Annotated in this window: 25 protein-coding genes and 1 rRNA gene; all 26 read right to left on the bottom strand. The window is 52.4% G+C overall.

Features of this window, described 5'->3' with window-relative positions; all coding sequences use genetic code 11:
* Positions 1–26: 26 nt before the first annotated feature.
* Positions 27–1587, bottom strand: a 16S ribosomal RNA gene (locus NSU18_RS27025).
* Between the two features lie 509 nt (positions 1588–2096).
* On the bottom strand, positions 2097–3638 hold the full coding sequence (locus NSU18_RS27020; RefSeq protein ID WP_341150505.1) for a LysM peptidoglycan-binding domain-containing protein: 1542 nt from the start codon (positions 3636–3638) through the stop codon (positions 2097–2099).
* A gap of 213 nt (positions 3639–3851) precedes the next feature.
* Entirely contained in the window at positions 3852–4733 is an 882-nt protein-coding gene (gene ilvE, locus NSU18_RS27015) for a branched-chain-amino-acid transaminase (RefSeq protein ID WP_340752117.1), read from the bottom strand.
* Between the two features lie 3 nt (positions 4734–4736).
* Positions 4737–5624, bottom strand: coding sequence for a prephenate dehydratase (gene pheA, locus NSU18_RS27010; RefSeq protein WP_341017243.1), 888 nt, complete (start codon positions 5622–5624; stop codon positions 4737–4739).
* Positions 5621–6601 (bottom strand): homoserine kinase, encoded by a 981-nt coding sequence (gene thrB, locus NSU18_RS27005; protein WP_341017241.1) that lies wholly within the window; start codon positions 6599–6601, stop codon positions 5621–5623. The genes pheA and thrB overlap by 4 nt, the downstream gene beginning before the upstream one ends.
* Before the next feature lie 62 nt (positions 6602–6663).
* Positions 6664–7950, bottom strand: a complete 1287-nt coding sequence (locus NSU18_RS27000) for a homoserine dehydrogenase (protein WP_341017239.1) — start codon at positions 7948–7950, stop codon at positions 6664–6666.
* 8 nt (positions 7951–7958) lie between these two features.
* Positions 7959–8396 carry an ACT domain-containing protein gene (locus NSU18_RS26995; protein WP_036698990.1) on the bottom strand — a complete coding sequence of 146 codons (438 nt, stop codon included), beginning with the start codon at positions 8394–8396 and terminating at the stop codon, positions 7959–7961.
* Positions 8397–8557: 161 nt separating this feature from the next.
* Entirely contained in the window at positions 8558–9316 is a 759-nt protein-coding gene (locus tag NSU18_RS26990; RefSeq protein ID WP_341150504.1) for a hypothetical protein, read from the bottom strand.
* Between the two features lie 15 nt (positions 9317–9331).
* Positions 9332–10087: a hypothetical protein gene (locus NSU18_RS26985; RefSeq protein ID WP_341150503.1), complete on the bottom strand. Its 756-nt coding sequence runs from the start codon at positions 10085–10087 to the stop codon at positions 9332–9334.
* On the bottom strand, positions 10084–11259 hold the full coding sequence (locus NSU18_RS26980) for an SPFH domain-containing protein (protein WP_341150502.1): 1176 nt from the start codon (positions 11257–11259) through the stop codon (positions 10084–10086). The genes NSU18_RS26985 and NSU18_RS26980 overlap by 4 nt, the downstream gene beginning before the upstream one ends.
* 225 nt (positions 11260–11484) lie before the next feature.
* On the bottom strand, positions 11485–12792 hold the full coding sequence (gene obgE / locus NSU18_RS26975; protein ID WP_341017233.1) for a GTPase ObgE: 1308 nt from the start codon (positions 12790–12792) through the stop codon (positions 11485–11487).
* A gap of 15 nt (positions 12793–12807) precedes the next feature.
* Complete coding sequence (locus NSU18_RS26970; RefSeq protein ID WP_341017231.1) at positions 12808–13548, bottom strand: Spo0B domain-containing protein; 741 nt, start codon at positions 13546–13548, stop codon at positions 12808–12810.
* Positions 13549–13804: 256 nt separating this feature from the next.
* Positions 13805–14116 carry a 50S ribosomal protein L27 gene (rpmA, locus tag NSU18_RS26965; RefSeq protein ID WP_020429282.1) on the bottom strand — a complete coding sequence of 104 codons (312 nt, stop codon included), beginning with the start codon at positions 14114–14116 and terminating at the stop codon, positions 13805–13807.
* Between the two features lie 17 nt (positions 14117–14133).
* The gene (locus NSU18_RS26960; protein WP_341017229.1) at positions 14134–14469 is read right to left on the bottom strand and encodes a ribosomal-processing cysteine protease Prp; all 336 of its coding nucleotides are present in this window, start codon (positions 14467–14469) and stop codon (positions 14134–14136) included.
* A 12-nt stretch (positions 14470–14481) separates the two neighbouring features.
* Positions 14482–14793 (bottom strand): 50S ribosomal protein L21, encoded by a 312-nt coding sequence (gene rplU / locus NSU18_RS26955; RefSeq protein WP_341017227.1) that lies wholly within the window; start codon positions 14791–14793, stop codon positions 14482–14484.
* 200 nt (positions 14794–14993) lie between these two features.
* Complete coding sequence (locus NSU18_RS26950) at positions 14994–16235, bottom strand: Rne/Rng family ribonuclease (RefSeq protein WP_341017226.1); 1242 nt, start codon at positions 16233–16235, stop codon at positions 14994–14996.
* Positions 16236–16269: 34 nt separating this feature from the next.
* Complete coding sequence (locus NSU18_RS26945) at positions 16270–17112, bottom strand: M50 family metallopeptidase (RefSeq protein WP_341017224.1); 843 nt, start codon at positions 17110–17112, stop codon at positions 16270–16272.
* Positions 17105–17971, bottom strand: coding sequence for a M23 family metallopeptidase (locus tag NSU18_RS26940; RefSeq protein ID WP_341017222.1), 867 nt, complete (start codon positions 17969–17971; stop codon positions 17105–17107). The genes NSU18_RS26945 and NSU18_RS26940 overlap by 8 nt, the downstream gene beginning before the upstream one ends.
* A 165-nt stretch (positions 17972–18136) precedes the next feature.
* The gene (gene minD / locus NSU18_RS26935; protein WP_341017221.1) at positions 18137–18931 is read right to left on the bottom strand and encodes a septum site-determining protein MinD; all 795 of its coding nucleotides are present in this window, start codon (positions 18929–18931) and stop codon (positions 18137–18139) included.
* Positions 18932–18936: 5 nt separating this feature from the next.
* On the bottom strand, positions 18937–19596 hold the full coding sequence (gene minC, locus NSU18_RS26930; protein WP_036698972.1) for a septum site-determining protein MinC: 660 nt from the start codon (positions 19594–19596) through the stop codon (positions 18937–18939).
* 81 nt (positions 19597–19677) lie between these two features.
* Positions 19678–20208, bottom strand: a complete 531-nt coding sequence (mreD, locus tag NSU18_RS26925; protein ID WP_341150501.1) for a rod shape-determining protein MreD — start codon at positions 20206–20208, stop codon at positions 19678–19680.
* Positions 20208–21077, bottom strand: coding sequence for a rod shape-determining protein MreC (gene mreC, locus NSU18_RS26920; RefSeq protein ID WP_341017219.1), 870 nt, complete (start codon positions 21075–21077; stop codon positions 20208–20210). The genes mreD and mreC overlap by 1 nt, the downstream gene beginning before the upstream one ends.
* A gap of 67 nt (positions 21078–21144) precedes the next feature.
* Entirely contained in the window at positions 21145–22179 is a 1035-nt protein-coding gene (locus NSU18_RS26915; protein ID WP_036698969.1) for a rod shape-determining protein, read from the bottom strand.
* A gap of 39 nt (positions 22180–22218) precedes the next feature.
* The gene (gene radC, locus NSU18_RS26910; protein ID WP_341017218.1) at positions 22219–22908 is read right to left on the bottom strand and encodes a RadC family protein; all 690 of its coding nucleotides are present in this window, start codon (positions 22906–22908) and stop codon (positions 22219–22221) included.
* A 26-nt stretch (positions 22909–22934) separates the two neighbouring features.
* The gene (locus tag NSU18_RS26905) at positions 22935–23537 is read right to left on the bottom strand and encodes a Maf family protein (protein ID WP_341150500.1); all 603 of its coding nucleotides are present in this window, start codon (positions 23535–23537) and stop codon (positions 22935–22937) included.
* A gap of 36 nt (positions 23538–23573) precedes the next feature.
* Complete coding sequence (locus tag NSU18_RS26900; RefSeq protein ID WP_341017214.1) at positions 23574–23819, bottom strand: DUF4321 domain-containing protein; 246 nt, start codon at positions 23817–23819, stop codon at positions 23574–23576.
* Positions 23820–23858 lie beyond the last annotated feature (39 nt).

Below are 23858 nucleotides of genomic sequence, written 5' to 3'. Positions count from 1 at the left end.
TCATTGCAGAAGACGATTCTCCATAGAAAGGAGGTGATCCAGCCGCACCTTCCGATACGGCTACCTTGTTACGACTTCACCCCAATCATCTACCCCACCTTCGGCGGCTGGCTCCCTTGCGGGTTACCCCACCGACTTCGGGTGTTGTAAACTCTCGTGGTGTGACGGGCGGTGTGTACAAGACCCGGGAACGTATTCACCGCGGCATGCTGATCCGCGATTACTAGCAATTCCGACTTCATGCAGGCGAGTTGCAGCCTGCAATCCGAACTGAGACCGGCTTTGCTGGGATTGGCTCCACCTCGCGGCTTCGCTTCCCGTTGTACCGGCCATTGTAGTACGTGTGTAGCCCAGGTCATAAGGGGCATGATGATTTGACGTCATCCCCACCTTCCTCCGGTTTGTCACCGGCAGTCACTCTAGAGTGCCCAGCTTCACCTGCTGGCAACTAAAGTCAAGGGTTGCGCTCGTTGCGGGACTTAACCCAACATCTCACGACACGAGCTGACGACAACCATGCACCACCTGTCTCAACTTTCCCCGAAGGGCACCTGATGCATCTCTGCTTCGTTAGTTGGATGTCAAGACCTGGTAAGGTTCTTCGCGTTGCTTCGAATTAAACCACATACTCCACTGCTTGTGCGGGTCCCCGTCAATTCCTTTGAGTTTCAGTCTTGCGACCGTACTCCCCAGGCGGAGTGCTTACTGTGTTAACTTCGGCACCAAGGGTATCGAAACCCCTAACACCTAGCACTCATCGTTTACGGCGTGGACTACCAGGGTATCTAATCCTGTTTGCTCCCCACGCTTTCGCGCCTCAGCGTCAGTTACAGCCCAGAAAGTCGCCTTCGCCACTGGTGTTCCTCCACATATCTACGCATTTCACCGCTACACGTGGAATTCCACTTTCCTCTTCTGTACTCAAGTCACCCAGTTTCCAGTGCGACCTCAGGTTGAGCCCAAGGTTTAAACACCAGACTTAAATAACCGCCTGCGCGCGCTTTACGCCCAATAATTCCGGACAACGCTTGCCCCCTACGTATTACCGCGGCTGCTGGCACGTAGTTAGCCGGGGCTTTCTTCTCAGGTACCGTCACTCCGGCAGCAGTTACTCTACCGGACGTTCTTCCCTGGCAACAGAGCTTTACGATCCGAAAACCTTCATCACTCACGCGGCGTTGCTCCGTCAGGCTTGCGCCCATTGCGGAAGATTCCCTACTGCTGCCTCCCGTAGGAGTCTGGGCCGTGTCTCAGTCCCAGTGTGGCCGTTCACCCTCTCAGGTCGGCTACGCATCGTCGCCTTGGTGGGCCGTTACCCCACCAACTAGCTAATGCGCCGCAGGCCCATCCCCAAGCAGCAGATTGCTCCGCCTTTCATTCTCTCCTCAGGAGAAGAAAGAAATTATCCGGTATTAGCTACCGTTTCCGGTAGTTATCCCAGCCTTGAGGGCAGGTTGCCTACGTGTTACTCACCCGTCCGCCGCTAAGTCTGAAAGGAAGCAAGCTTCCTCTCAGACTCCGCTCGACTTGCATGTATTAGGCACGCCGCCAGCGTTCGTCCTGAGCCAGGATCAAACTCTCCAAATTGGTATTTAGAAAGAGCGATTGCTCATTTTGAAACATCTGACGAGAATTTACATTCTCACGATGAATTTCTAAAGCGTACAAGACGCTGTGAAAATCATCATTTTTGGATCTCACCGAAGTGATCTCCAGATACTCACTCGTTGTTCAGTTTTCAAAGATCAAGCTCGTTGTCAGTGCCGCTCACCGCGTCACCAGCAACTTTTATAATATAACACGTTCATCTTCTGAATGCAACACTTATTTTTGAAGAAGCGAAATGTGTATTCATCAGAGCAACATGTCCAATCTTCTTGCAAGGCACCCGCCTTGCGACTGGATATATAATATATCATGATATATACCTGCTAACAACCCTTAATTTTATACCATTTTTCAGATAGTACTATAGCCTTTCATAGATATCCTATACAAGCCTCTGTACCTGCATAACCACGTCCCAAAAGCACATGCCGGCCCTCATATCCAGCAGGACCTGCATGTGCCGCTCTCTCCTAAGGGGACTCCCCCTCTTAATTCGGAATCCAAGGAGTCTGATTCTTTTTAGCTGTACTAGAACGCCCATTTGAGTTCGAACGCGGCTTGGCGTGGGCTTTATCTTTGGCGGCAGAAGCCTGGCTGGAAGTTTTCGCTTTTGCCGCTGCCGGTTTCGACTTCCCTGGTTTTGTATCCTTTGCCGCTGTGGCTTCAGTGCGCCCCTTATCCGGCAGTTCCTCCGCTTCCTCCACCACAGGCTCAGGAATCTGAATCTCGGGTACGCGGTTGTGAGCGAAGTTCTCCATGCCCGGATAAGCCGGATATGGCGGAATGTTAGATACCATAGGCTGTTCATACACCGGTGACACCGCGTTAGGCATGGCATTCATTCCTCCAGCATAAGGAGAAACCATCCCCATCGGCGGCATGCCGTACACCGGATACCCGTTATACATCGGCTGCTCATAAGGATAAGGCTGAATCGACATTGCGCCGCATCCGCAGGAAGGCCAAGGAAGGTAAGCCTGCTCGCTCAGGTACTGCGGAGCAAACGCAGCATTGTCACTGACAGGGCTGACTGCAGACATATTCATATTATCATAATCCGGCGCTGCATTAGGATACCATGCTCCGGGATATTGTCCAGGTGGACAAGGATTAACCGGCTGGGCATAGAACGGCGGGCAATCCGGCATAAATGCTGCAGGCTGAACATAACTCGGAGCGTTATTCATATTGTTCATACCCATATTGTTCATATCCATATTGGCCATGGGCTCATATACGGGATACACCGGTGCATAATTCATGAAATACGGATTCTCGCTGAGGCCGGGATAGCCATCGGTCTTTCCCCACGGTGATGTTTTACCCTCATCCCAGGCGGTAGGCTGAACCTCGGTCTTATTATGATGCACTTCCTTGGTTTTCTCCTCCTGCGCGGGAACAGAGATTTGTACATACAAGCTTTGTTTCTCATGGACGACTTCCTGAACCGGCTTGACTTCCGGCGCTTTATTAGGTGCAGGGTTAGGTGCAGGAACCGCCAACGGGATAGGGACTGCTTCTGCAGCAGGTGCAGGAGCTGGCGCAGGAGCCGGCTTTTCGATCACACCGGTGTAGGTTTTACCGCCAATGGCCGTTTTATCAACCACTGCCGGAGCGGTGGACTGAGCCTGAATGGGGGTCGTATTAGCTTTTACCGGATCGATGGATTGGGCCTGGATTGGAGAAGTACTGACTTTCTTAGGGATGTTCACGACTTCCCCAGTCATCAGCGCATTAGGGTTCTTAAGCTGCGGGTTGGCATCAATCATATCCTTGAGTGTAATACCCCAAGCCTTGGAGAGCTTCCATAAGGTATCGCCTTGCTTGACTGTATGCTTATAGTAGATATCGTTGTTGTCCGGAACAGGCAGAGCTACGGGCGCAGCCGGGATCTTAACCTTGTCTCCTACCGCAAGCACATCCGGATTGGTGATTTGCGGATTGGCCTCGATGATTTTTTGCAGCGGCACTCCATACTTCTGTGATAACGCAAACAGCGAATCACCTTGCTTAACAATGTGTATTTTCACGCAGCATTTACCTCCTAAAAGTATCTATTGATCGGCACTGCACCCCGGTTCAGGGATGATAGCCCTCCAGATTCGGTAGTTGCGGTACAGCCGCCTCCTTCGTTACTACATCTTATGCAGCCCATGGGCGAATGACATCCCTATATGCAAAAAAATCCTTCCATGCTTGGCATGAAAGGATTTTTCTCTATTCGCTCCCGCGAAATTAATGTGCTATTCCCAAACCTTATAACCGTCTTTATCAACCACATTGCGGAATTCTTCCAGCAATTGCAGGGTAATCGGCCCGGCCTGGCCGGAACCGATGACTCTGCCGTCGATCTCACGGGCAGCAATAACTTCAGCCGCTGTTCCGGTGAAGAAGACTTCATCGGCAATATAGACATCATGCATGGTGAACGGTTCTTCCTTAAGCGGCAGTCCCAGCTTCTCACACAGCTCAATGATCGCCAGACGGGTGATTCCCTCCAGGGCGCCCAGGTAACAAGGCGGTGTATAGACTACGCCTCTTTTGATAATGAAGATATTATCGCCTGAGCCTTCGGTTACATAACCCTGAGCGTTCATCATGATTGCTTCATCGGCTTCCGCCAGATTCGACTGAATCTTCACCAGAATATTATTCAGATAGTTCAGCGATTTGATCTTAGGATTCAGGGCATCCGGGAGATTGCGGCGCTGGGAGACCGAAACGGCACGAAGTCCGTTCATATAAGCCTGCTCCGGATAGATGGCAAGCTGCTCAACAATGATGATTACACTTGCTTTGGGGCAGCGGCGCGGATCAAGACCCAGGTTGCCGGGACCGCGTGATACGATCAGCCGGATGTAACCGTCCCGCATGTCGTTCAGGCGGATGGTCTCAGCCATTGCCTCTAGCATCTCGTCATACGTCAGCGGAATGTCCAGCATTATCGACTTCGCCGAATCATACAGCCTGTCCAGATGCTCCTTGCACTTGAAGATGTTGCCGTTATAAATACGGATACCTTCGAAGATTCCGTCTCCATATAAAAAACCGTGATCGAATACGGACACCATTGCCTTGTCCTTTGTTACATGTTGTCCATCCAGATAGATCCATTGCTCAGCCATGAACTACTGCACCTCCGCTTTCTCTTCCTCATAGGTGTATGTGGGATAGGACCCCAGAATCCGTACCTGACAGCCCAAGGCTTTGATCTCTTCGATCGCGCCCGGTAGCAGTACCGACTCTATCGGTTCCAGCACATCAATATAGAAATAATAAGTACCCAGCTTCTTCTTCGTCGGCCTTGATTCAATACGGGACAAGTTCAGCTTACGCCAGGCAAAAGCAGCCAATACCTGATGCAGGGCACCAGGGAAATCCTCAGGCAGCGTAACAAGAATACTCGTCTTGTCTCCACTGCTCTTCTGCGGAAGCTCCAGCTTCTGCGGGCCCACCAGGACAAACCGCGTGTAATTGTTATTATGATCTGTAATCTGTCGTTCCACAACCTCCAGTCCGTGCGTAGCGGCTCCAAGTGCGGTACCGATGGCAGCCCAGCCTTTGCCGGGATTGCCCTTCACAATCTCCACCGCTTCAGAGGTGCTTCCCACAGACTCCAGCTCAGCCCAGGGCATAGCCTTACGGATGAACTGCGTGCATTGGGCCATAGCCACCGGATGGGACAAGATTTTGACAATCTTCGTATAATCCTTATCCCCGTTCTCCTTCGTGAACTCCTGCGGACAGCTGATCAGATTCTGTATCGACGGGAAAATCCACTCCGCCTGCATCGGCAGGTTCACTTCATTAATGAGCCAGTCGATATGCAGGCTGACCGAGCCTTCTATCGTGTTCTCAATCGGAATGACACTGTAATCGGTGACTCCGCCAGCCGTGGACAGGAAGACATCGGAGATGAGCTTATGATGCTCCAGATGAACAGGGTTACCGCCAAATAAATGCAGCAGCGCTTCATGCGAGACAGAACCCTGAGGCAATAACGCTATCGATTTCATGGCTGTAATTCTCCTTTTATCATATCCAAAAATGATTCGTTGTGCATCCCGTTTCTTTCAAGCAGCTCCGCAGTGACACCTGTGGTGCATGGGGACAGCCATACGGTACGGGCAGAGATCCCGTTCTCCTGCATGGTCTCTGTCAAAAACAGCTCCAGCTCCTGCTTCCGCTGCTCGCTGCGGTCCACCATACATAACAGAGTCGGGCCAGCACCGCTGAGCGCAATCCCCAGCGCGCCGTGGCCCGGAGCTTCAGCCAGCAGCTTCTCCATTCCCGGCACCAGCGGTGCACGGTAGGGCTGATGCAGCCTATCCTGCATCGCTGTACCAATCAGATCCAGACGTCCTGCGGCTAACGCTGCAGTGAGCAGTGAGGTACGGCTGATGTTATGGACAGCATCACTGACCGTAACCTCAGCAGGCAGCACACCTCTTGCCTTGACAGTCTCCAGCTCGAATTCAGGGATGACCACAAGCACTTCAAGCTCCTGAGGAGGCTCGATCCGGATGTAATCGGCATGTTCGCCGTCCCACACGGCCGTAATAATTCCCCCGAACAGCGAGGCCCCGACATTATCGGGATGCTTCTCGATCGCTGTAGCCATATCGAACAGCTTCGCCTGACTCAGCGGTGAACCTATCATAGCATTCGCCGCAGCCAGCGCGCCAATAATGGCCGAAGCACTGCTGCCAAGCCCGCGGGTCAGCGGGATTTCCGAATACATGGAGATGGACAACTCCGGAACCTGAACCCCGGCCTCTGCAAAGACCATTTGCGCAACCTTGTAGAGCAGATTGCTTTTGTCCCGGGGAACGCCGGCCATCTCATCTCCATGCAGCTGAAATACCGTTTCAGCGGCTTCCTCCATTTCAATCCAGGCATACAGCGACAGAGCCATGCCCAGCGTATCGAAGCCCGGACCGAGATTGGCGGTACTCGCAGGGACCTTCACTCTAGACCTTCCGTAAATACTCATGGCGGGTAAATCTCCTTCATTATATTTGCGCGCAGGGCTGTGTTCCAGGGAACCTGCGATATTTAGCCTTCTACACGGTAATGGCTTTTAATGCGGTGAATGACATTCAGTTGTTCCAGGTGGCGCAGCACTTTGTTCATACTGGCTCTGCTGGCGTTATGGGTGACAATGATAATTTCGGCATCAGGATTATTAGGATTGGCCTGCTGCACTACGGAATCCAGACTCACATCATATTCGGCAAACACCTGGGTAATCTTCGCCAGTACCCCGGCCTTGTCGTCGACATGGAGCAGGAGGAAGTTTTTGTAATAGATATCCTCGTCGCTCTTCAGCTTCTTCTGCTTATACGGCACAATCTGCTTAAGCCCGTTGACCCCCAGCTTCAGGTTCTTGATGACCGCCACCAGATCCGCCACAATCGAGGTTGCCGTAGGCATCGCCCCTGCCCCCGCACCGTAGAACATCGTCTCTCCTACAGCCTCACCATATACATATACCGCATTAAACACACCGTTAACGGAGGCAATCGGGTGGTTCGTACGGATCATCGTCGGCTGAACGCTAATGCTGAATTCTTCATCCTGGCGTTCAGCGATCCCGAGCAGCTTCATCTCGTATCCCAGCCGTTTGGCAAAAGCCATATCCTCCTTGCTGACCGAGGAAATTCCGCTTACACTGACGTCGCTCAGCTCCACATTTGTCCGGAAGCCCAGCGTGCCCAGAATGGCCATCTTGCGGGCTGCATCCAGCCCCTCCACATCGGAGGTCGGATCAGACTCGGCGTACCCCAGCTCCTGCGCTTCCTGCAGGACGTCCGCGTAAGATGCGCCTTCCTGGCTCATTTTGCTGAGGATGTAGTTGGTTGTCCCGTTCACGATCCCCATAATCTTCATAATCTTATCCGAGGAAAAGCCTTCGATCAGGGTGCGGATAATCGGAATGCCTCCCGCCACACTCGCCTCATAGAACACATCGCACTGCTTCTCCTGCGCCTTAGCCAGAATCTCCGAGCCGTGCAGGGCCATCAGGTCCTTATTGGCGGTTACGATATGCTTGCCGCGCTCCAGCGCCTCCAGAATGTACTCCTTCGTCCCTGCGATCCCGCCCATGACCTCAACAATAACATCAATCTCTGGGTCACGGATAACCGCCCATGGATCATCGGTAATCTTGGACGGGTCCACTTCAATATCACGCGGCTTCTCCGTATTCTTCACGGCAATACGTTCAATCAGAATCGGCGAGCCCACCTGGCTGCTCAAATCCTCCTGATTCCCTTCCACAATACGGACAACGCCCGTACCCACAGTACCCAGACCCAGCAGACCTACTCTAACCGGCTTCATTCGTATTCTCACCCCTGACCAATAATTAACGCACGCTTCACACCGGGAATTGCCTTGAGACTATCCAGCAAATCGCCCAGCTCTTCATTCAGATGGGAGATCTCGACAGAGATCACCACGTTGGCCCGCCCTTGCAGCGGGATACTCTGATGGATTGTCAGCACATTCGCCCCGTGGACCGCCACGGAACCGAGCACCTTGGACAGCATACCCGACTCGTGCTCCAGATCAATCGAGATCGTCACAATGCGCTCGCGCTCCAGCTGATGAATTAAGTGTATCCCATCTTTGTATTTATAAAAAGCACTGCGGCTAAGCCCGACCTGTTCCACGCCCTCGTGTACGGTTTTGGCATCTCCTGCTTCCAGCAGCTGTTTGACCTGCATGGTCTTCAGCACCGCATCGGGCAATATGTCCTCCCGGACCAAATAATAGCGTTCTTTCACGAACGTCCTCACCCCAAAGACTTTTGTATGTACATAGTGGACATTATACGGGATTGAAGGCTTTTATTGCAATAACTTTCTGCAAACAAGCGAAAAAGGCTATTCCCCCTATCATCTAGGAGGAACAGCCTTCTGAAAAAAGTAATACTTACCGCGCATGCTCAGCTGTAAGCAATGGTCGTCCCGCAGTAATCACAGCTGGTGGACTGGTTAGGAGCTACTGTATTCTGTGCCCCGCAGCCCGGGCAGCGTACCGATTTCGGCAGTTGCTGCGGACCGCGCTGCTGATGTTGCGGTCCGCCGGCAGGCGGCGAGAACGGAGATGACGCCGCCTGGCCTCCCTGCGCCGCCGAAGCTGCTTCATCCGCCCCTTCATGAAAGAGGAGGCCGGAGTCCAGCACTCCATACTTCTGCAGATAGAGGAGGTCTCTGTTCACATCCGCTTCGCTCTGTCCGCTCCGGTCTGCCAGATCTCCGGTATAGCGGACTCTCTCCACCGTGATCAGATGTACATACTGATTAGCGAGCTGCGAGAAGCGGAATCTGGCCTTGGCTGCGCTTCTGGCAAATACGGCCGCAGGCAGAAGCGTTATCAATGAGAACATAATTAACATTCCAATCAACGTACCAGTATCAACAGCGACTTCACTGAAGATGGAAAAGACGATAAATCCCATCATCTGCACGAAGCCGCCCACAAACACATGATGCATCAGACTATAATTCACAGCCTTGCGGTAATTTTTATAGTGGGTACTTAACATGCGTACCAGTGCAAGCACAAGTCCGAGCGGCATAAACAAATATCCTGCACCGATAGTTACAACATCCAAAGTAGTCCGCTCATACTTAGGCAGACTATCAGACGGTTGCCCTTCCCGGCCCGGCAGCAGTCCGCCCGGCTGATTCCCTATCCCCATTGCTGTCTACTCCTCCTATTTAAGCGCCGCCAGCTCCAGGTTACGCCGCTGGAGCGTGCCGGCAATACTCCCGGTTAATTCTTCTGTCTCCGTGTCCCAGCTGGCCGGCAGCTCCTTCAGGACAAGCAGCAGCGCCACATGGTCATGCAGCAGAGAGATCTGCTGCCTAATGATATCTTCCGTTGCATATAGTCCCGGTCTCGATACCGGGTCACTGTAGAGGAATTTCTCCTCCAGAGCCCCGATCAGCTCCACCAGCCTGCCTGCTTCAGGATGCTTCCAGCTGCCGGCAATCCCTCTGATCTCCTGCAGCTCCTGCATATGACTACGCAGGCTCCGCGAAGCGTCCGCAGCCCTGCGCTCCCCGGAGGCGGCATTCCAGCCATATCCCGCTGTAGCTGCAAGCACGATCACAGCCATAATCAGGATAAGCAGCTGCTCTCCAGCATACCAGAGCGGGCTCAGCTCCAGAATCCAGTCCAGCAGAATAGCCGAAGCTAGTACCGCAGCCAGATAGAAGGCTATAATTACAACTCCGCTGATGAATACTGGCGAAGTCCTGCCTGCTTCAGGAGCACGGCGTAGCCATAGCATACAATATACGTAAACCACAGTCTCTGCCATACCTACAGCAAGCAGAGTCACTACGAAGCGCAGCAGCGATTCCGAGAATCCAAATGTGAAGAAGGTGCCCGCAGTAACTGCCAGAACAGCAACATAAATGCCAGTGACAAGACCGGTATATGACCTCTGCCTCTGCATTCCGTTCACCCGTTAGCCGCTCTGGTACCGCACTCTGGACAGAATTTCTGTCCGGGCTTCAGCTCATGCCCGCAGCCTGCACATTTCAGGATCAGGCCTTCTCCGCAATGCGGACAGAATTTGGCACCAGGGATGACCGCCTTGCCGCAGCTGGGACATACCTTATTCTCCGCTTCCGGCGGCGGTTGCAGACTGCGGCCGCAGCCGGTACAGAAGCGTGCATCTGCCGGATTAAGGGTTCCACAGCCCGAGCAGGATTTAGAAGCAGCAGATGCCGGCTGGCTGCCCGTACTGCCGTCCAGGGACATGCTCCGGGTCATCCGGGTGGCTATCTCAGCCGCAGGTCCGGCCAGCCCGAAGCCCATGCCGAGCCCCAGCCCCGCATTCATCATGCCCACGCCTGCGTTGCCCGGATTGCCTGCGGCCTCCTCCATAGCATCGAAGCTACGTTCCTGCTGATAGGTGAAGCCGATAATGTCCATCTCCGCTTTTTTGGCCAAGGCCTCCTTAAGGCGCTGCGTTGCCGGATCATCATCGGGAATATTGATCGAGTCAATATAGAAATTATTAAGCTCAATCCCGCTGTCCAGGAACGTGGAGAATAAGCGCCCTTGAATGTGCTTGGAGATTTCAACCACGTAGGCATTGATCTCCAGGATGCTGATTTTTTTGTGCACCAGATAAGAAGATATAAGTTCATTAATATTGGACATCAGCAGCCCGCGGAAATAGTTGATCAATGTATCCTGATCGAAGACCGGCAGCGTTCCTACCAGCTTCAGCAGGAATTTGCGGGGATCTTCGATCCGCACGCCAAACTGCCCGAAGGCACGGACCGCTACCATGATCTTGTATTTAGGGTCCTGCAGCTGAAGCGGTGCACTGGTCCCCCACTTCACATTCATGGAGTTTATCTTGTTCACAAACCATATCTCTGCGGTGAATGGAGACTTGCCGCCGAACGGCAGGTTCACCACATTCGACAAAATTGGAATATTCGCTGTGCTTAAGGTGTGGCGTCCGGCTGTGAAGGAATCCAGCGCCTCTCCACCCTTGAACAAAATCGCTTCCTGAGATTCATTTACGATCAGCTGTGTCCAGGTCCCCAGCTCCTGATTCGGATACTTCCAGGCGAAGACACCCGGAGGTCCGTCATATTTGACTACTTCAATAATTGCCATCTGTCCATTCCCTCTTTCCTGACAGGTATGTATGATATACGCAGATTACACCCTTTGGATTCAACTTAACATCACTTATATAATGATTGTAGTAAATTAATCCAGATATATAAAGAAAACTTTATTAATATAAATGGCTAAACCCTCTGTGAAGCCCACCTGACTCCCATTAAAAAAGGCCGCATCCCCCTCTCGGAAGATACAGCCGGTATACTTGAGTCTCTATTAATAGTAGCTGCTGTTCTCGACAAATTCGAATTCAAAATCAGCAATGCGCACGATTGTACCTTCAACAGCGCCGCGTCTGCGCAGTTCGGCATCCACACCCATGTGACGCAAAGTACGGGCCAGCCTGAGAATGGCATCATGTGTGCTTAGCTGCATTCTCTTAATCATCCGCTCAATCCGCGGACTGTTGACTACAAAGGCCTCGTTGTCACGGGTAATCGTGAATGAGTTATCCTCTTCCGCTTCGAGCTTATACACCTTGCGCTCTTTGCCGGCTACTTCTTCAACCACCGGAGCCACAGGAATACTGTCAAGAATATCTGTAGCACGGTAGAGCAGCTCCTGAACGCCCTGACGGGTCAGGGAAGAGATCGGCATAATCTCAAGGTCCGGACGAAGCTCCGCGATACGTTCACGGAAGGAAGCCAGGTTCTCCTCGGAATCAGGCATATCCATCTTGTTCGCCGCCACGATCTGCGGACGGTCAATCAGCGCCGCATTGTATTGCTTCAGCTCATCATTAATCAGTACCCAATCTTCAAAAGGATCGCGGCCTTCCGAGCCGGACATATCCACGACATGAATGATGATACGCGTGCGTTCAACGTGGCGCAGGAACTCATGCCCCAGGCCCACTCCTTCACTCGCGCCTTCAATCAGTCCAGGCAGATCCGCCATTACAAAGCTGCGGCCATCCCCGACATCAACTACACCCAGATTCGGGGTAATCGTGGTAAAGTGGTACGCTCCGATCTTCGGCTGGGCAGCAGATACGACCGACAGCAGCGTAGATTTACCTACGCTAGGGAAGCCTACAAGGCCTACGTCGGCCATGACCTTCAGCTCCATTACGATGTACCGCTCCTGGCCCTCTTCCCCATTCTCAGCCAGCTCCGGCGCTGTATTGTTCGCCGTCGCAAACCGGGTATTACCCCGGCCTCCCCGGCCTCCGCGGGCCACTACAACCTGTTGTCCATGACGGGTTAGGTCGGCAAGGATCTCCTGGGTATCATCATCAATCAACACAGTTCCTGGTGGAATCCGCACGATCATATGCTCGGCGTTTGCCCCGTGCTGGCTCTTGTTGCGTCCCTTAACTCCCTTATCGGCCTTGAAGTGCCGCTGATAACGGAAATCCATCAGGGTCCGCAAGCCTTCATCCACGCGGAAAATCACATCTCCCCCACGGCCGCCATCGCCGCCGGCAGGACCGCCATCCGGTACATATTTCTCCCGGCGAAACGCTACGAGACCATCTCCGCCGTCTCCGCCTTTTACATAAACCTTAGCCTTATCTACGAACATAAATGTTCACCTTCCTTACATCTCCAGCGGTAACCGCAGTTCCAAATAACCCTTGGCAGGCTGAACCTGCTCCGCCTTCATGATTTTTCCTTGTACTATATTATAAATTTGCTCCTGAAGCAGTTCGGGATTCCCTTGTTCTCCCTCACCTTTGAAAGAGATCAGAATGTCCCTGCCCTCCTGTGAAAAGCTGAGTTCAAGCTTCCGCGTGTCTCCATGCTGTGTTATTCCGCTGTACTGGTACGCCCTGACCGTCTGCATAATGACCGAAGTCAGCTCAGCCCCTGCCTCAGGACTCAGCTTGTCCTCCAGCTGGAGCTCTTCTTCCACCTGTATGTCCAGCTCCAGACTGCTTCTGAACGTACGGAAGGATTGCAGGTAGAACACCAGGGAAGGCACTCCCAATTTGGCAATACGGCTGTCGAGCGCAATACGCTCCTTTATTCTTTCCACACATTGTACGGATTTATCAGGCTTGCCCAGCTGGATATATCCGTAAAGCACCTGCAGATCATTCATCCAGTCATGACGATGATGATTCAGTGTCCGGTTTGCCGCCTGCTGCAGAGTATTCTCCTGTATACGCAGTTCCTCTTCATATTGACGCCGGTTGTAAACAAAGCTGAATGCAAGCACTGCCGCTACCCAGACTCCGAGCAGCAGGCATGTGAAAAGGGAGGTTTGCCAATACACGAGACCTAAAGGAAGCACTGCGGATAACATGACTGCCCAGACCTTACTTTTCCAGGATTTCATTCCTTCTCCCCGTCCCTTGGTTCGCAAAATTGTTTCCAATGTAAGCACTGCTTATCTTGCTTCATATTCACCATTTCCCAGTATAACACAGGCTTTCTCTGCAATCACCAGAATCCCGTCACAAAGTGGGGCTTAAGCTTCGATGCTTACTCAGGTGCTTTATAAGGACCCCGAAACATATAGATTCACTTTACATTTCAAAAAAAGCCCCCGGCACTGATGCCGGAGGCTTCTCATCTTCATAGGTTCCGTAAGCTTACGCTTCCAGTGCCGCTGCTACCGGAGCGACATCCACCGGATATACGCTCACTTTTTTGCGGTCGCGTCCCCAACGTTCGAACTTCACTACGCCATCCACAAGTGCGAACAGTGTGTCATCTTTACCGATGCCCACGTTCGTGCCCGGGTGGATTTTGGTTCCGCGTTGACGAACCAAGATGTTGCCGCCGGTTACTGCTTGACCGTCAGCCCGTTTCACGCCAAGACGCTTAGAGTGGGAATCACGTCCGTTCTTTGTGGAACCTACACCTTTTTTCGATGCGAATAATTGAAGATCCAATTTCAACATGTTGTCAACCTCCTTCTTCAAATGATAACTTCCTGTATCTGAATATATTTCTTATAGGATTTAGCAATATCCTTGAGCATCAGCACCATGGATTCCAGCAAGAGCTGTACCTTGGCGGAGACTTCGGAATCATTCACGGGAACCAGCGTTCCGCTTAAGAACCCATCCTTCATCGAAGTATCCAGAACTACACCCGTCAGGCTCTCAATCGCATTCACTGTTCCAACGGTAACCGTCGAAACACCCGCGCAGACGATATCCCTGCCATTCCTTGCGTATTCCGCATGCCCCTTGACGGCAAAACCGACAATGACACCCTGAGCAGAAGCCCGTGTAATCCGCACGTTAATCATTAACGCACCTTCTTACGCTTGAATCTTCTCGATAGTTACTTTGGTGTACGGTTGACGATGGCCTTGCTTCTTGTGGTAGTTCTTCTTAGGTTTGTATTTGTAAACTACAACCTTCTGTCCCTTACCATGTTTCTCGACTTTGGCTGTTACAGACGCGCCGCTTACCAGCGGAGTTCCTGCAGTCAAACCACCTTCGTTAGAAACAGCCAAGACACGGTCAAACGTTACGCTTGCGCCGTCTTCAGCTTCCAGCTTCTCAATGAACAAAACATCGCCCTCTTGGACTTTGTATTGTTTACCGCCAGTTTCGATAATTGCATACATTGTACTTGCACCTCCTCATGTCTCAGACTCGCCTAGTCAAGGTGGCAATCCCCGGAGGAATCACGCTTCATCTACCCGATCGGAGCGGTTACAGCATGTGCAGGAATGGAACAACCAAACACATACTTGAAGATATTATCACACATATGGGTCCTAGTCAATATCCCCTTACAAAACATATACAACCTGACTGTCTCTTCCTACTCCAGCCAAGTCCCGACCTTGCCTGTACCGCCGCAGCACTGGCAGATCACCGGGGCAAACCCCGCGGAATCATGTCTGGCCTTCTTACGGGTCATCTCCAGCAGACCGAGATGGGTCCAGCCGAGAATATGCGTCTTGGTCCGGTCGCGGCTGATAATGCTCTCCAGCTTGTCCGTCACCTGCCTGCGGTGCTCTTCCCGTTCCATATCAATGAAATCAACAATAATAATACCGCCTGTATCCCGGAGCCGGACAAGCCGCCCGATCTCCTCCGCAGCCAGCAGGTTAGTACGTGTTACTGTATCCTCAAGGTTCGTCCCGCCGGTGTACTGCGCTGTGTTAACATCAATCACAGTCAGGGCTTCTGTCTCGTCCCAGATCAGCGTAGCGCCGCCTTCGAGGATGATTTTACGGCTGAAGCTCTTGTGCAGCTGATCCGTCACCCCGTAAGCAGAGAAAATGGGCTCCTGTCCCCTGTAGAATCCCACAGGCTTGTACCCTTCCGGAGCCATATCCGTCAGGAAGGCTTCCGCTTCCTTAACCGCCTTGGCCGAATCAATCATCAGCTCATCACGCTGCGGATTGAAGGCATCCCGGATGAACCGCTGGACGATGCTCAGATCACAGTGCAGCAGAGCCGGCGCCTCCACTTCCTGGGAACGCCGGGTAATCACTTCCCACTGCGCCCGCAGAAAAGCCAGATCTCCCTCCACGGCTTCCACCGGCTCATCCTCGGAGACGGTGCGCATAATGAGTCCTTCCTCACCCTGACGCAGCCGCTCGCCGATGCCTTTAAGCCGGCTGCGCTCGGATTCCCGGCATATTTTCTTGGAGACCCCGACATATTCGGCAAAGGGCATGTACACCATCCAGCGTCCGGGCAGCGTATAATGCGTGGTTACCCGCGCGCCCTTGCCGCCCCGCGGTTCTTTTCTCACCTGAACCACAATCTCCTGACCGGGCTGCAGCAGCGTCTCAATCGAAGGCTTGACGGCCGGCTGCTTGTCCAGATGGGGATGGAGTACATCATCTACGTATAGAAATGCATTCTTTTTCTGTCCGATATCTACAAAGGCCGCCTGCATACCAGGCAGCACATTCATTACCCGGCCTTTATAATAACTCCCGACCAGACCCTGCTGCTGATCGCGTTCAGCCGCATATTCCACCAGCCTCCCGTTCTCCAGAAGTGCCATGCGGGTAATATGCTGTGTACAGTGAACGATCATTTGTTTCATGGCTTCACCTCTGGTTTGAATCGTTTCTCGCTTGTTACTTTCCGAAATACGAAGCAATCAGACGCTGCTCCGGCACAACGGCTACGATATCCCTATCGTTGTTCATCACATAGATATAATGATAATGGTTACGTTTAAATAGACGCAATATCTCATCCAAAGGTTTCGCGAGCGTGGCAACTATTGGGCGGGCAATGTTCTCCGCCACTAGATACCGCTCATAAATCCGCTCACGGTTCATCAAAAACCCGACAAACCGGTACGGCAAATTGCGCTGGTCCGTCCAATTAGAATAGAGCAGAAACGCTCCGATCATGAGGAGGTTAAGCCGGAGTCCATCTCCGTTCCCAAGCGGAAGCAGAGCGAACCCTATCACAAGCAGACTGGCCGCAATGCTGACTCTGCCGGTCCACAGCAGTGTGTAATAATACGGAAGCAGCAGACTCAGGGCCGCCTGAAGAATTTTGCCACCGTCCAGCGGAAGCACCGGAAGCAGATTGAATAGAGCGATCATGGCATTAGCTCCGATAAAATAATCCAGATAGGCGATATTTCCATACTCCACCTGCTTAAGCGCCAGCGCCATCAGAATCATAATTCCGTTCTGCAGCGGACCAGCCAGGGCAATCCCGATCTCACGGACAGCTGTAAGCCGTCCATGATCCTCTATAACCGCAACGCCGCCGAATGGCAGAAGCTCCACCGATCTGACGGTAACGCCGGCCAGCAGCGCCGCACATACATGTCCAAGCTCATGAATGAATACGATCAGGAACAAGGTGAGCAGCTCCAGGAACTGTCCGGTAAGCACGGAGACCATGAGAATCAGCACGAAGAGCGGATGCAGTGACAATTCAATGCCGAAGACCCTAATCAAACGATACCACTTCGGCCGGATCAATATAAGTCTTGTCTTTCATAACTGCAAAAAACAGCAACGGGACCCGGGCATCCTCCGTCCCCTGAATCCAGCCTATTTCGTCTCCGCTCTGCACCCAGTCATCCACTGCGAGCCGTGTCCCGCTAAGATGACCGTATTCTGCCGTGATCTCCCCGGTATGCCGGACCGTAATACGGATGCCTCCCCGGGCTTCCTTCGAAACGGCCAGCACACGGCCCGTATCTACACTTTTCACCGTGACGCTGGCACTTGAATCGTCTGCCGGTATAATTTCGATGCCATTAAGCGAAGCAGCAAAGGGACGAACAATGCTTCCTGCAAGCGGAGCGCTAAGCTCATGAGCAGCCGTCACCTTCTCCGCCGGTACCTGTTCATCTCCGAAAATCGGAATAAAGGACGGGGCTCCATTGAAATGTTCCTCGTACCACACCTGTGCTGCTGCAAAATCCATATCATTGCTGAGGATGTCTGTAACAAAGTACTGTGCCTTCACTGCCCACGGCTCCTGCACGGCAAAAATGCCCCATACAGCGCCGAAGACCAGCAGACTGGCCACCGTCCGCCGCAGCAGACCAGCACGGAAGCCCTGCCCCGGTCCCTTGCTGCCTTCATCTTCCCAGTGGTTGCGCTGCTGCTTCCACATTGTCTCGGGGTCAGGCTCAAGGGAAGAGTCAAATTCATTCCTGTCCCCAGCCCCCCATGCTCTGAATGAGGAAGGACTGCCCGGCAGACCGAGCCGCTCTGGTGCTGGTGCTGCTCCGGCTGCCGGCTTCTCCTCCAGCAGATTTTGTATACGTTTCTTACGGCGGTTCTTGGACTCTCTCGGGTATTTCATATTGATCCCTCCGGCGGGCTTGTTTTACTTCCATTTTATGAGTGGCGGAAGCCGCTTTAGAACAAGCCCTGTCCAAGTTACTGCACAACAAAAATAAGCCCGCCAGCGATTTCTCGTCAGCGGGCTCCTACGGAAGAATGCCATATATAAGTGCCTGGCCGGGATTCAGCCCATTCCAAAAAATTTCTTGAGCTTCTTGAAGGCGCCCGTCTTCTGATCAAGCTGCATCAGCGGCACCGCATCGCCCAGAATACGCCGGGCAATATTACGGTAAGCTATCGCAGCCAAGGAGTCCGGATTCATCACGGTAGGCTCTCCGTTGTTCGCCGCCCGGATGACCTGTTCATCATCGGGTACAATCCCGATCAGATCGATATTCAGCACCTGCAGAATGTCTTCAATATCAAGCATATCCCCGGACTTGATCAAGCCCTGACGAATCCGGTTGACCACCAGCTTCGGAGATTCCACCGCTGACTGCTCCAAGAGACCGATAATCCGGTCTGCATCCCGTACCGCAGCATGCTCCGGAGTGGTGACTACAATTGCTTTGTCGGCACCGGCAACCGCATTGCGGAAGCCGTGCTCAATGCCGGCCGGACAATCGATCAGAATATATTCATACTCCTTCTTGAGCTCCAGAATGATATCCCTAACCTGCTCCGGCGTAACTGCAGTCTTGTCCTTGGTCTGGGCAGCGGGCAGCATGTACAGCTCATCGAAGCGCTTGTCCTTGACCAGCGCCTGATTCAGCCGGCAGCGGCCCTCTGCCACATCGACCAGATCATAGATAATCCGGTTCTCCAGCCCCATGACAACATCCAGATTCCGCAGTCCAATGTCCGTATCCACCAGACATACTTTTTTGCCCTGCAGGGCAAGCGCGGTCCCAATGTTGGCTGTTGTGGTTGTCTTGCCAACTCCGCCTTTACCCGAGGTTACGACAATCGCTTCTCCCATGGAGGCTACACCCCTTTAAACACATTTAAATCCTGACGTAACTTCACTATATTATGAATTTTGTCGATTTGCATAGCACCGCCCGATAAATAGGCAAATTCCATACTGCTCTCCCGGGTTCCCCATTCATCAGGCGGTCTGCTGATAATCTCAGCAATCCGGAGTTGGGTAGGCGCCAGAAGGGAAGCGGCAATAATGGCCTCCTGGTTACCGTTGATTCCGGCGTGTGCCATTCCTTTGAGTGCACCAAGAATATAGATATCTCCTGAACAGGTAATCGTGCCTCCCGGATTCACATCGCCGAGGAACAGCAGATTGCCCTCATGATGCAGTACCTGGCCCGAGCGGAGCATTCCGCTCATCATGAACAAGGCCTCTGTATCCTTCTCTTCAGGATCTTCAATAGCTTCAACCGAACGGATCAACAGATTTCCCTGACTCTTGAGGATCTCAAGTACCGCCTCTTTATCTTCTTCGGTAACAGCACGGTTGCCCAGCTTAATATCCACATGCACAATCGGTCCGGTCAGAATATTTTGATGGCTGTGCTCCAGCTTGTAGCGAAGCTCGCTTAAGAGATCTTCAAAGGGACACTTGTCGTCTAGCAGGAATACCAGGCCATCCTTGATGCCCTTAATCCTTACGTGCTTGGATTTAACTGTCATATGCCTGTCCCCCTATCCTCATTCATTCGTGCCGGGCCGGGCAAATTCCTTCTTTGGGCGATAAGAAAAAACCGCTGCCGCTTAGGCAGCTTCCTCATCAAGTGTCTCTTTCTTCAGCAGCTCCAGCTGTCGCCGGAGCGGAATGTAGAGAAGCAGGCCTGCAGCAAAATGAATGAGCATGGTAGGCAGCATATGATGCAAGAGCGCCCAATTATATGGCTCCTGGCTTAGATTAAACACATTATAGATGGCAAAAAGAATGCTGTCTTCCAGCAGACTGCCCAGCAGCACCACTGTCATCATAAGCGGCAGCGGCGCGCGGGGAATCTGGAATACCAGCCCGATCAGGTACGCAGATAGGCCCATAGCGAAGGAATGAGCACCCAGTATGCGACCATAGAAGACCACATCATGCAGCATACCGAACGATAAGCCCAGAATAAGCGCTGTATGCCGGTGATGGTATACCGTTACGAACAGAATGACGATGAAGACGAGATTAGGAATAATCCGCATCTGCCAGCCGTCAGGAATCAGCCAGGGAAGCACTGTGCCTTCCAGAATAAATAAAATGAATAACAAAAGTACCAGGACAGGTCTGCGCATCCTCACTATTCTACACGCTCCTCCGTATAGACAACGAAGAGTTCCTTCCAGTCCTGGAATCCTGCCGCCGGCTTGATAATCGCTGTAGAGGTTAATCCGAATTGTCCGATCTTCACTTCTTTCACCGTACCGATAGGCATACCGCGCGGATAGCGTCCGCCAATCCCAGAGGAGATAATGACATCATCCTTGGCAATCGGATCGCCTACGGGGATTTTGTTCATCAGCAGCATCCCGGTCTGCTGGTCATAGCTCTCAATCATTCCAAAGGTCTTGCCTTCCTTGTTAACAGCGGTTGCTGCTATAGGAGGCTGTGAGTTGGGGTCGTTGATATCCATCATCGTCATCAGCTTCACGGTAGAGGTGAAGTTACTTACATTGCTTATAACTCCTACAAGCCCCTCGATAGAAGTTACGGACATATTCAGTCTAATGCCATCTTTCGCACCCAAATCAATAACAAGTGTATTATTCCCCGGTTCTGTCGTAACACTGACCACATTGGAGATCAGATATTCATATTTATACATGTTCTTTTGAGCTTTAGTGAATTGAAGATCCTTTTCATATTCTTCATTCTTGGCTTTAATGAAATTAAATTGCGCCTTATCCCGGGCGTACTGTGCAGCCAAAATCTTAAGCCGCTTGTTCTCTTCGGCCATTTCGCGGAGATTGCCAATATCTTCGAAGAAGCCCGCTACGTATCCAGCGGGCTTGTAGAACAATTTCTGCACGAATCCGGTCGTATCTCTGAGGAAATTCTCCGGCCAGGACAGGGTCTTCCTCTGCCCCAGGCTGAAGCCCATCAGAACGATAAACGTAACCAGCGTAATCAGCAATATAAACAGTCGTTTATTGTTAAACAGCTTGAACAATCTCGAGCACCCTCTAATAACCGTATTTCTCCAACCTCAGGGGTTGACGTTCACAGTCCGCATGTTCCTAGCGTTTGGAGCGGAGACCCGAACTGCTGCGGCTCTTGAACAAGTGGATATTCTCCAGCGCCTTGCCTGTGCCGATTGCAACACAGTCCAGCGGATTCTCGGCCACAATCACCGGCATTCCGGTCTCACGCGCCAGCAGCTTGTCCAGGTTGCGCAGAAGTGCGCCGCCGCCCGTAAGCACAATGCCGCGGTCCATAATATCGGCGGCCAGCTCCGGCGGACATTTCTCCAGCGTAACCTTCACGGCTTCAACAATTGCATTCACAGTGTCGGACAGAGCCTCACAGATTTCATCGGAGGTAATGGTCAGCGTCTTCGGCAGACCGGTTACCAGATCGCGTCCGCGGATCTCCATCGTCTCAGCCTTCTCAAGCGGCAGGGCGGAGCCCACATCCATCTTAAGCTGCTCGGAGGTGCGTTCACCGATCATAAGGTTATACTGGCGCTTGATGTATTGGATGATAGACTCATCCGCATCATCTCCAGCGACACGTACAGAACGGCTGGTAACAATACCGCCGAGTGAGATTACCGCAACCTCGGTAGTTCCGCCGCCGATATCTACAACCATACTGCCGGTTGGTTCCCATACCGGAAGATCTGCACCGATCGCAGCAGCGAATGGCTCCTCGATAATATAAGCTTCCCGTGCTCCGGCCTGCTTCGTAGCATCCTCGACCGCACGTTGTTCAACGGCTGTAATTCCGGAGGGCACACACACCATGACATTCGGATGGCGCTGGAACATCGAGCGCTGCTTCTGGGCCTGGCGGATGAAATATTTGATCATGGTTGCTGTAGTATCGAAATCAGCGATGACCCCGTCCTTCATTGGACGGATGGCACGGATGTTGCCCGGCGTGCGTCCGATCATTTTTTTGGCAGATTCTCCTACGGCTTCAATCGTCTTGCTATCTGTATTAATGGCTACCACGGACGGCTCTCTGACAACAATCCCTTTACCGCGCACGTAGACAAGCGTATTCGCTGTCCCCAAGTCAATTCCTAAGTCTTTCGTAAAACCACCTAACATCTTGTATGCTCCTTTTCCATGTGAATCTAGACAATTGTATTACATGTAGCCTTTCTCTTTCAAACTTACGTAGCTGCCGTCTCCGATCACCAGATGATCCAGCACATCAATGCCGACAATCTCGCCTGCCTGCATCAGCCTTGCGGTCAGGGAGATGTCTTCAGGGCTCGGCGTAGGATCACCGCTCGGATGATTATGTGCGCATATAATTGCTGCGCTGCTGCATTTCATGGCTGCCCGGAACACCTCGCGGGGATGCACAATGGAGGCATTAAGGCTACCCATGGACAATGTTTCCTGCGCAATAACATGATTCTTCGTATTCAGGAACAGGCAGATAAAATGCTCCTTCTGCAAATAACGCAGCTGTTCGGTCAGAATCTCCGCCGCGTCCTGGGGACTGCGGATAATAACCGGTTCGGTAAGCCGGGAATTCGCCATGCGTCTTCCCAGCTCTATGCCTGCTTTGAGTTGCACGGCCTTGACAGGGCCGATGCCGTTGATTGTTGTCAATTCTTCAATGCTCAGATCCGCCAGTCCGCGGAGACCGCCTGCATGGCTCAAGAGCCGCTGGGCGATAAGAAGGGCTGATTCACGGTGCGCACCTGTGCGCAGCAGAATAGCCAGAAGCTCCGCTTGACTTAATGATTCCGCCCCATAATGCATCATGCGCTCTCGTGGTCGTTCTTCATGGGGGAGGTCACGCAGCATAAATGTTTGCGACTCCATCCCTAACCTTCTTTCTTCGGCTACCCTTACCGGTTCAGCACTGAAATGCCAAACCCGGACAACATGCCGCTCAGCAGTGACAGCGGCAGACCGACCACGTTAAAATAGCAGCCTTCAATTTCTTCCACCAGGGTGGCGCCCAGTCCTTGTATCGCGTAAGAGCCGGCTTTGTCGGCAGGCTCCCCGGTCGCTATGTAGGCGGAGATTTCCTCTTCGCTCATTGCTCTCATAGTTACAGAGGTTACCCTATGATCTACCAGGGTACGTCCCTCTGCGGAACCGATGCAGGCCACCCCGGTGTATACCTGATGCGTCCGGCCTTGCAGCATCTCCAGCATTCTGGCGCTGTCCTGCTCATCCGCCGGCTTGCCGAGCACCATTCCGTCAAGCACAACAATCGTGTCGCTGCCGATAATAACGGCATCACGGTCTCCGGCAACAGGAACCACAGCTTCTGCCTTACGCAGAGCCAGATTCCGTACAATAGCTTCAGGATTCCATTCGGGCGGTGTACTCTCATCAGCATCACTGGACAGCACCTCGAAAGGCAGTCCAAGCGAGGCTAACAGCTCACGCCGCCGCGGTGAACCTGAAGCCAGAATAATATGCCGTGAATTGTCATGCTCCACTGTAATTACGTCCCTTCCTGATGCTGCCAGCTAAGGCTACAGCCTGCGGTACAGCCATACGGCTGTAATAATTCCGGCAAGACTGAGCAGGCACAGTTTCAAATGGATTGTGATGTCATAGGTTATGATGTCTAAATCGGCTTGCGGCGACCACTTGAGAACAGTCGAAGCTGTAAGAAAAGACAGAGCCCGTACAGGTTCCAGCAGCTTGGCAATCCAGGCTCCGGCCAGCCAGCCCAGAATAAGAAATAACAGCAGTGTTCCTACATTTTTCTTCTTCATTCAAGTCTTCCCTCGCCATTTTTTGACACCCTAATTATT

The sequence above is a fragment of the Paenibacillus sp. FSL H8-0048 genome, assembly GCF_038002825.1.
Taxonomy (GTDB): domain Bacteria; phylum Bacillota; class Bacilli; order Paenibacillales; family Paenibacillaceae; genus Paenibacillus_AQ.
Note: the sequence above shows the minus strand (reverse complement) of the source record. Positions and strands in the feature narration are given on the sequence as shown.

Excerpts from the sequence above, each read along its gene's own strand:
- ilvE (WP_340752117.1), bottom strand. The coding sequence starts at position 4,733 with ATGGCTGAGCAATGGATCTATCTGGATGGACAACATGTAACAAAGGAC.
- pheA (WP_341017243.1), bottom strand. The coding sequence starts at position 5,624 with ATGAAATCGATAGCGTTATTGCCTCAGGGTTCTGTCTCGCATGAAGCG.
- thrB (WP_341017241.1), bottom strand. The coding sequence starts at position 6,601 with ATGAGTATTTACGGAAGGTCTAGAGTGAAGGTCCCTGCGAGTACCGCC.
- NSU18_RS27000 (WP_341017239.1), bottom strand. The coding sequence starts at position 7,950 with ATGAAGCCGGTTAGAGTAGGTCTGCTGGGTCTGGGTACTGTGGGTACG.
- NSU18_RS26990 (WP_341150504.1), bottom strand. The coding sequence starts at position 9,316 with ATGGGGATAGGGAATCAGCCGGGCGGACTGCTGCCGGGCCGGGAAGGG.
- NSU18_RS26980 (WP_341150502.1), bottom strand. The coding sequence starts at position 11,259 with ATGGCAATTATTGAAGTAGTCAAATATGACGGACCTCCGGGTGTCTTC.
- obgE (WP_341017233.1), bottom strand. The coding sequence starts at position 12,792 with ATGTTCGTAGATAAGGCTAAGGTTTATGTAAAAGGCGGAGACGGCGGA.
- NSU18_RS26970 (WP_341017231.1), bottom strand. The coding sequence starts at position 13,548 with ATGAAATCCTGGAAAAGTAAGGTCTGGGCAGTCATGTTATCCGCAGTG.
- rpmA (WP_020429282.1), bottom strand. The coding sequence starts at position 14,116 with ATGTTGAAATTGGATCTTCAATTATTCGCATCGAAAAAAGGTGTAGGT.
- NSU18_RS26960 (WP_341017229.1), bottom strand. The coding sequence starts at position 14,469 with ATGATTAACGTGCGGATTACACGGGCTTCTGCTCAGGGTGTCATTGTC.
- rplU (WP_341017227.1), bottom strand. The coding sequence starts at position 14,793 with ATGTATGCAATTATCGAAACTGGCGGTAAACAATACAAAGTCCAAGAG.
- NSU18_RS26950 (WP_341017226.1), bottom strand. The coding sequence starts at position 16,235 with ATGAAACAAATGATCGTTCACTGTACACAGCATATTACCCGCATGGCA.
- NSU18_RS26940 (WP_341017222.1), bottom strand. The coding sequence starts at position 17,971 with ATGAAATACCCGAGAGAGTCCAAGAACCGCCGTAAGAAACGTATACAA.
- minD (WP_341017221.1), bottom strand. The coding sequence starts at position 18,931 with ATGGGAGAAGCGATTGTCGTAACCTCGGGTAAAGGCGGAGTTGGCAAG.
- minC (WP_036698972.1), bottom strand. The coding sequence starts at position 19,596 with ATGACAGTTAAATCCAAGCACGTAAGGATTAAGGGCATCAAGGATGGC.
- NSU18_RS26915 (WP_036698969.1), bottom strand. The coding sequence starts at position 22,179 with ATGTTAGGTGGTTTTACGAAAGACTTAGGAATTGACTTGGGGACAGCG.
- radC (WP_341017218.1), bottom strand. The coding sequence starts at position 22,908 with ATGGAGTCGCAAACATTTATGCTGCGTGACCTCCCCCATGAAGAACGA.
- NSU18_RS26900 (WP_341017214.1), bottom strand. The coding sequence starts at position 23,819 with ATGAAGAAGAAAAATGTAGGAACACTGCTGTTATTTCTTATTCTGGGC.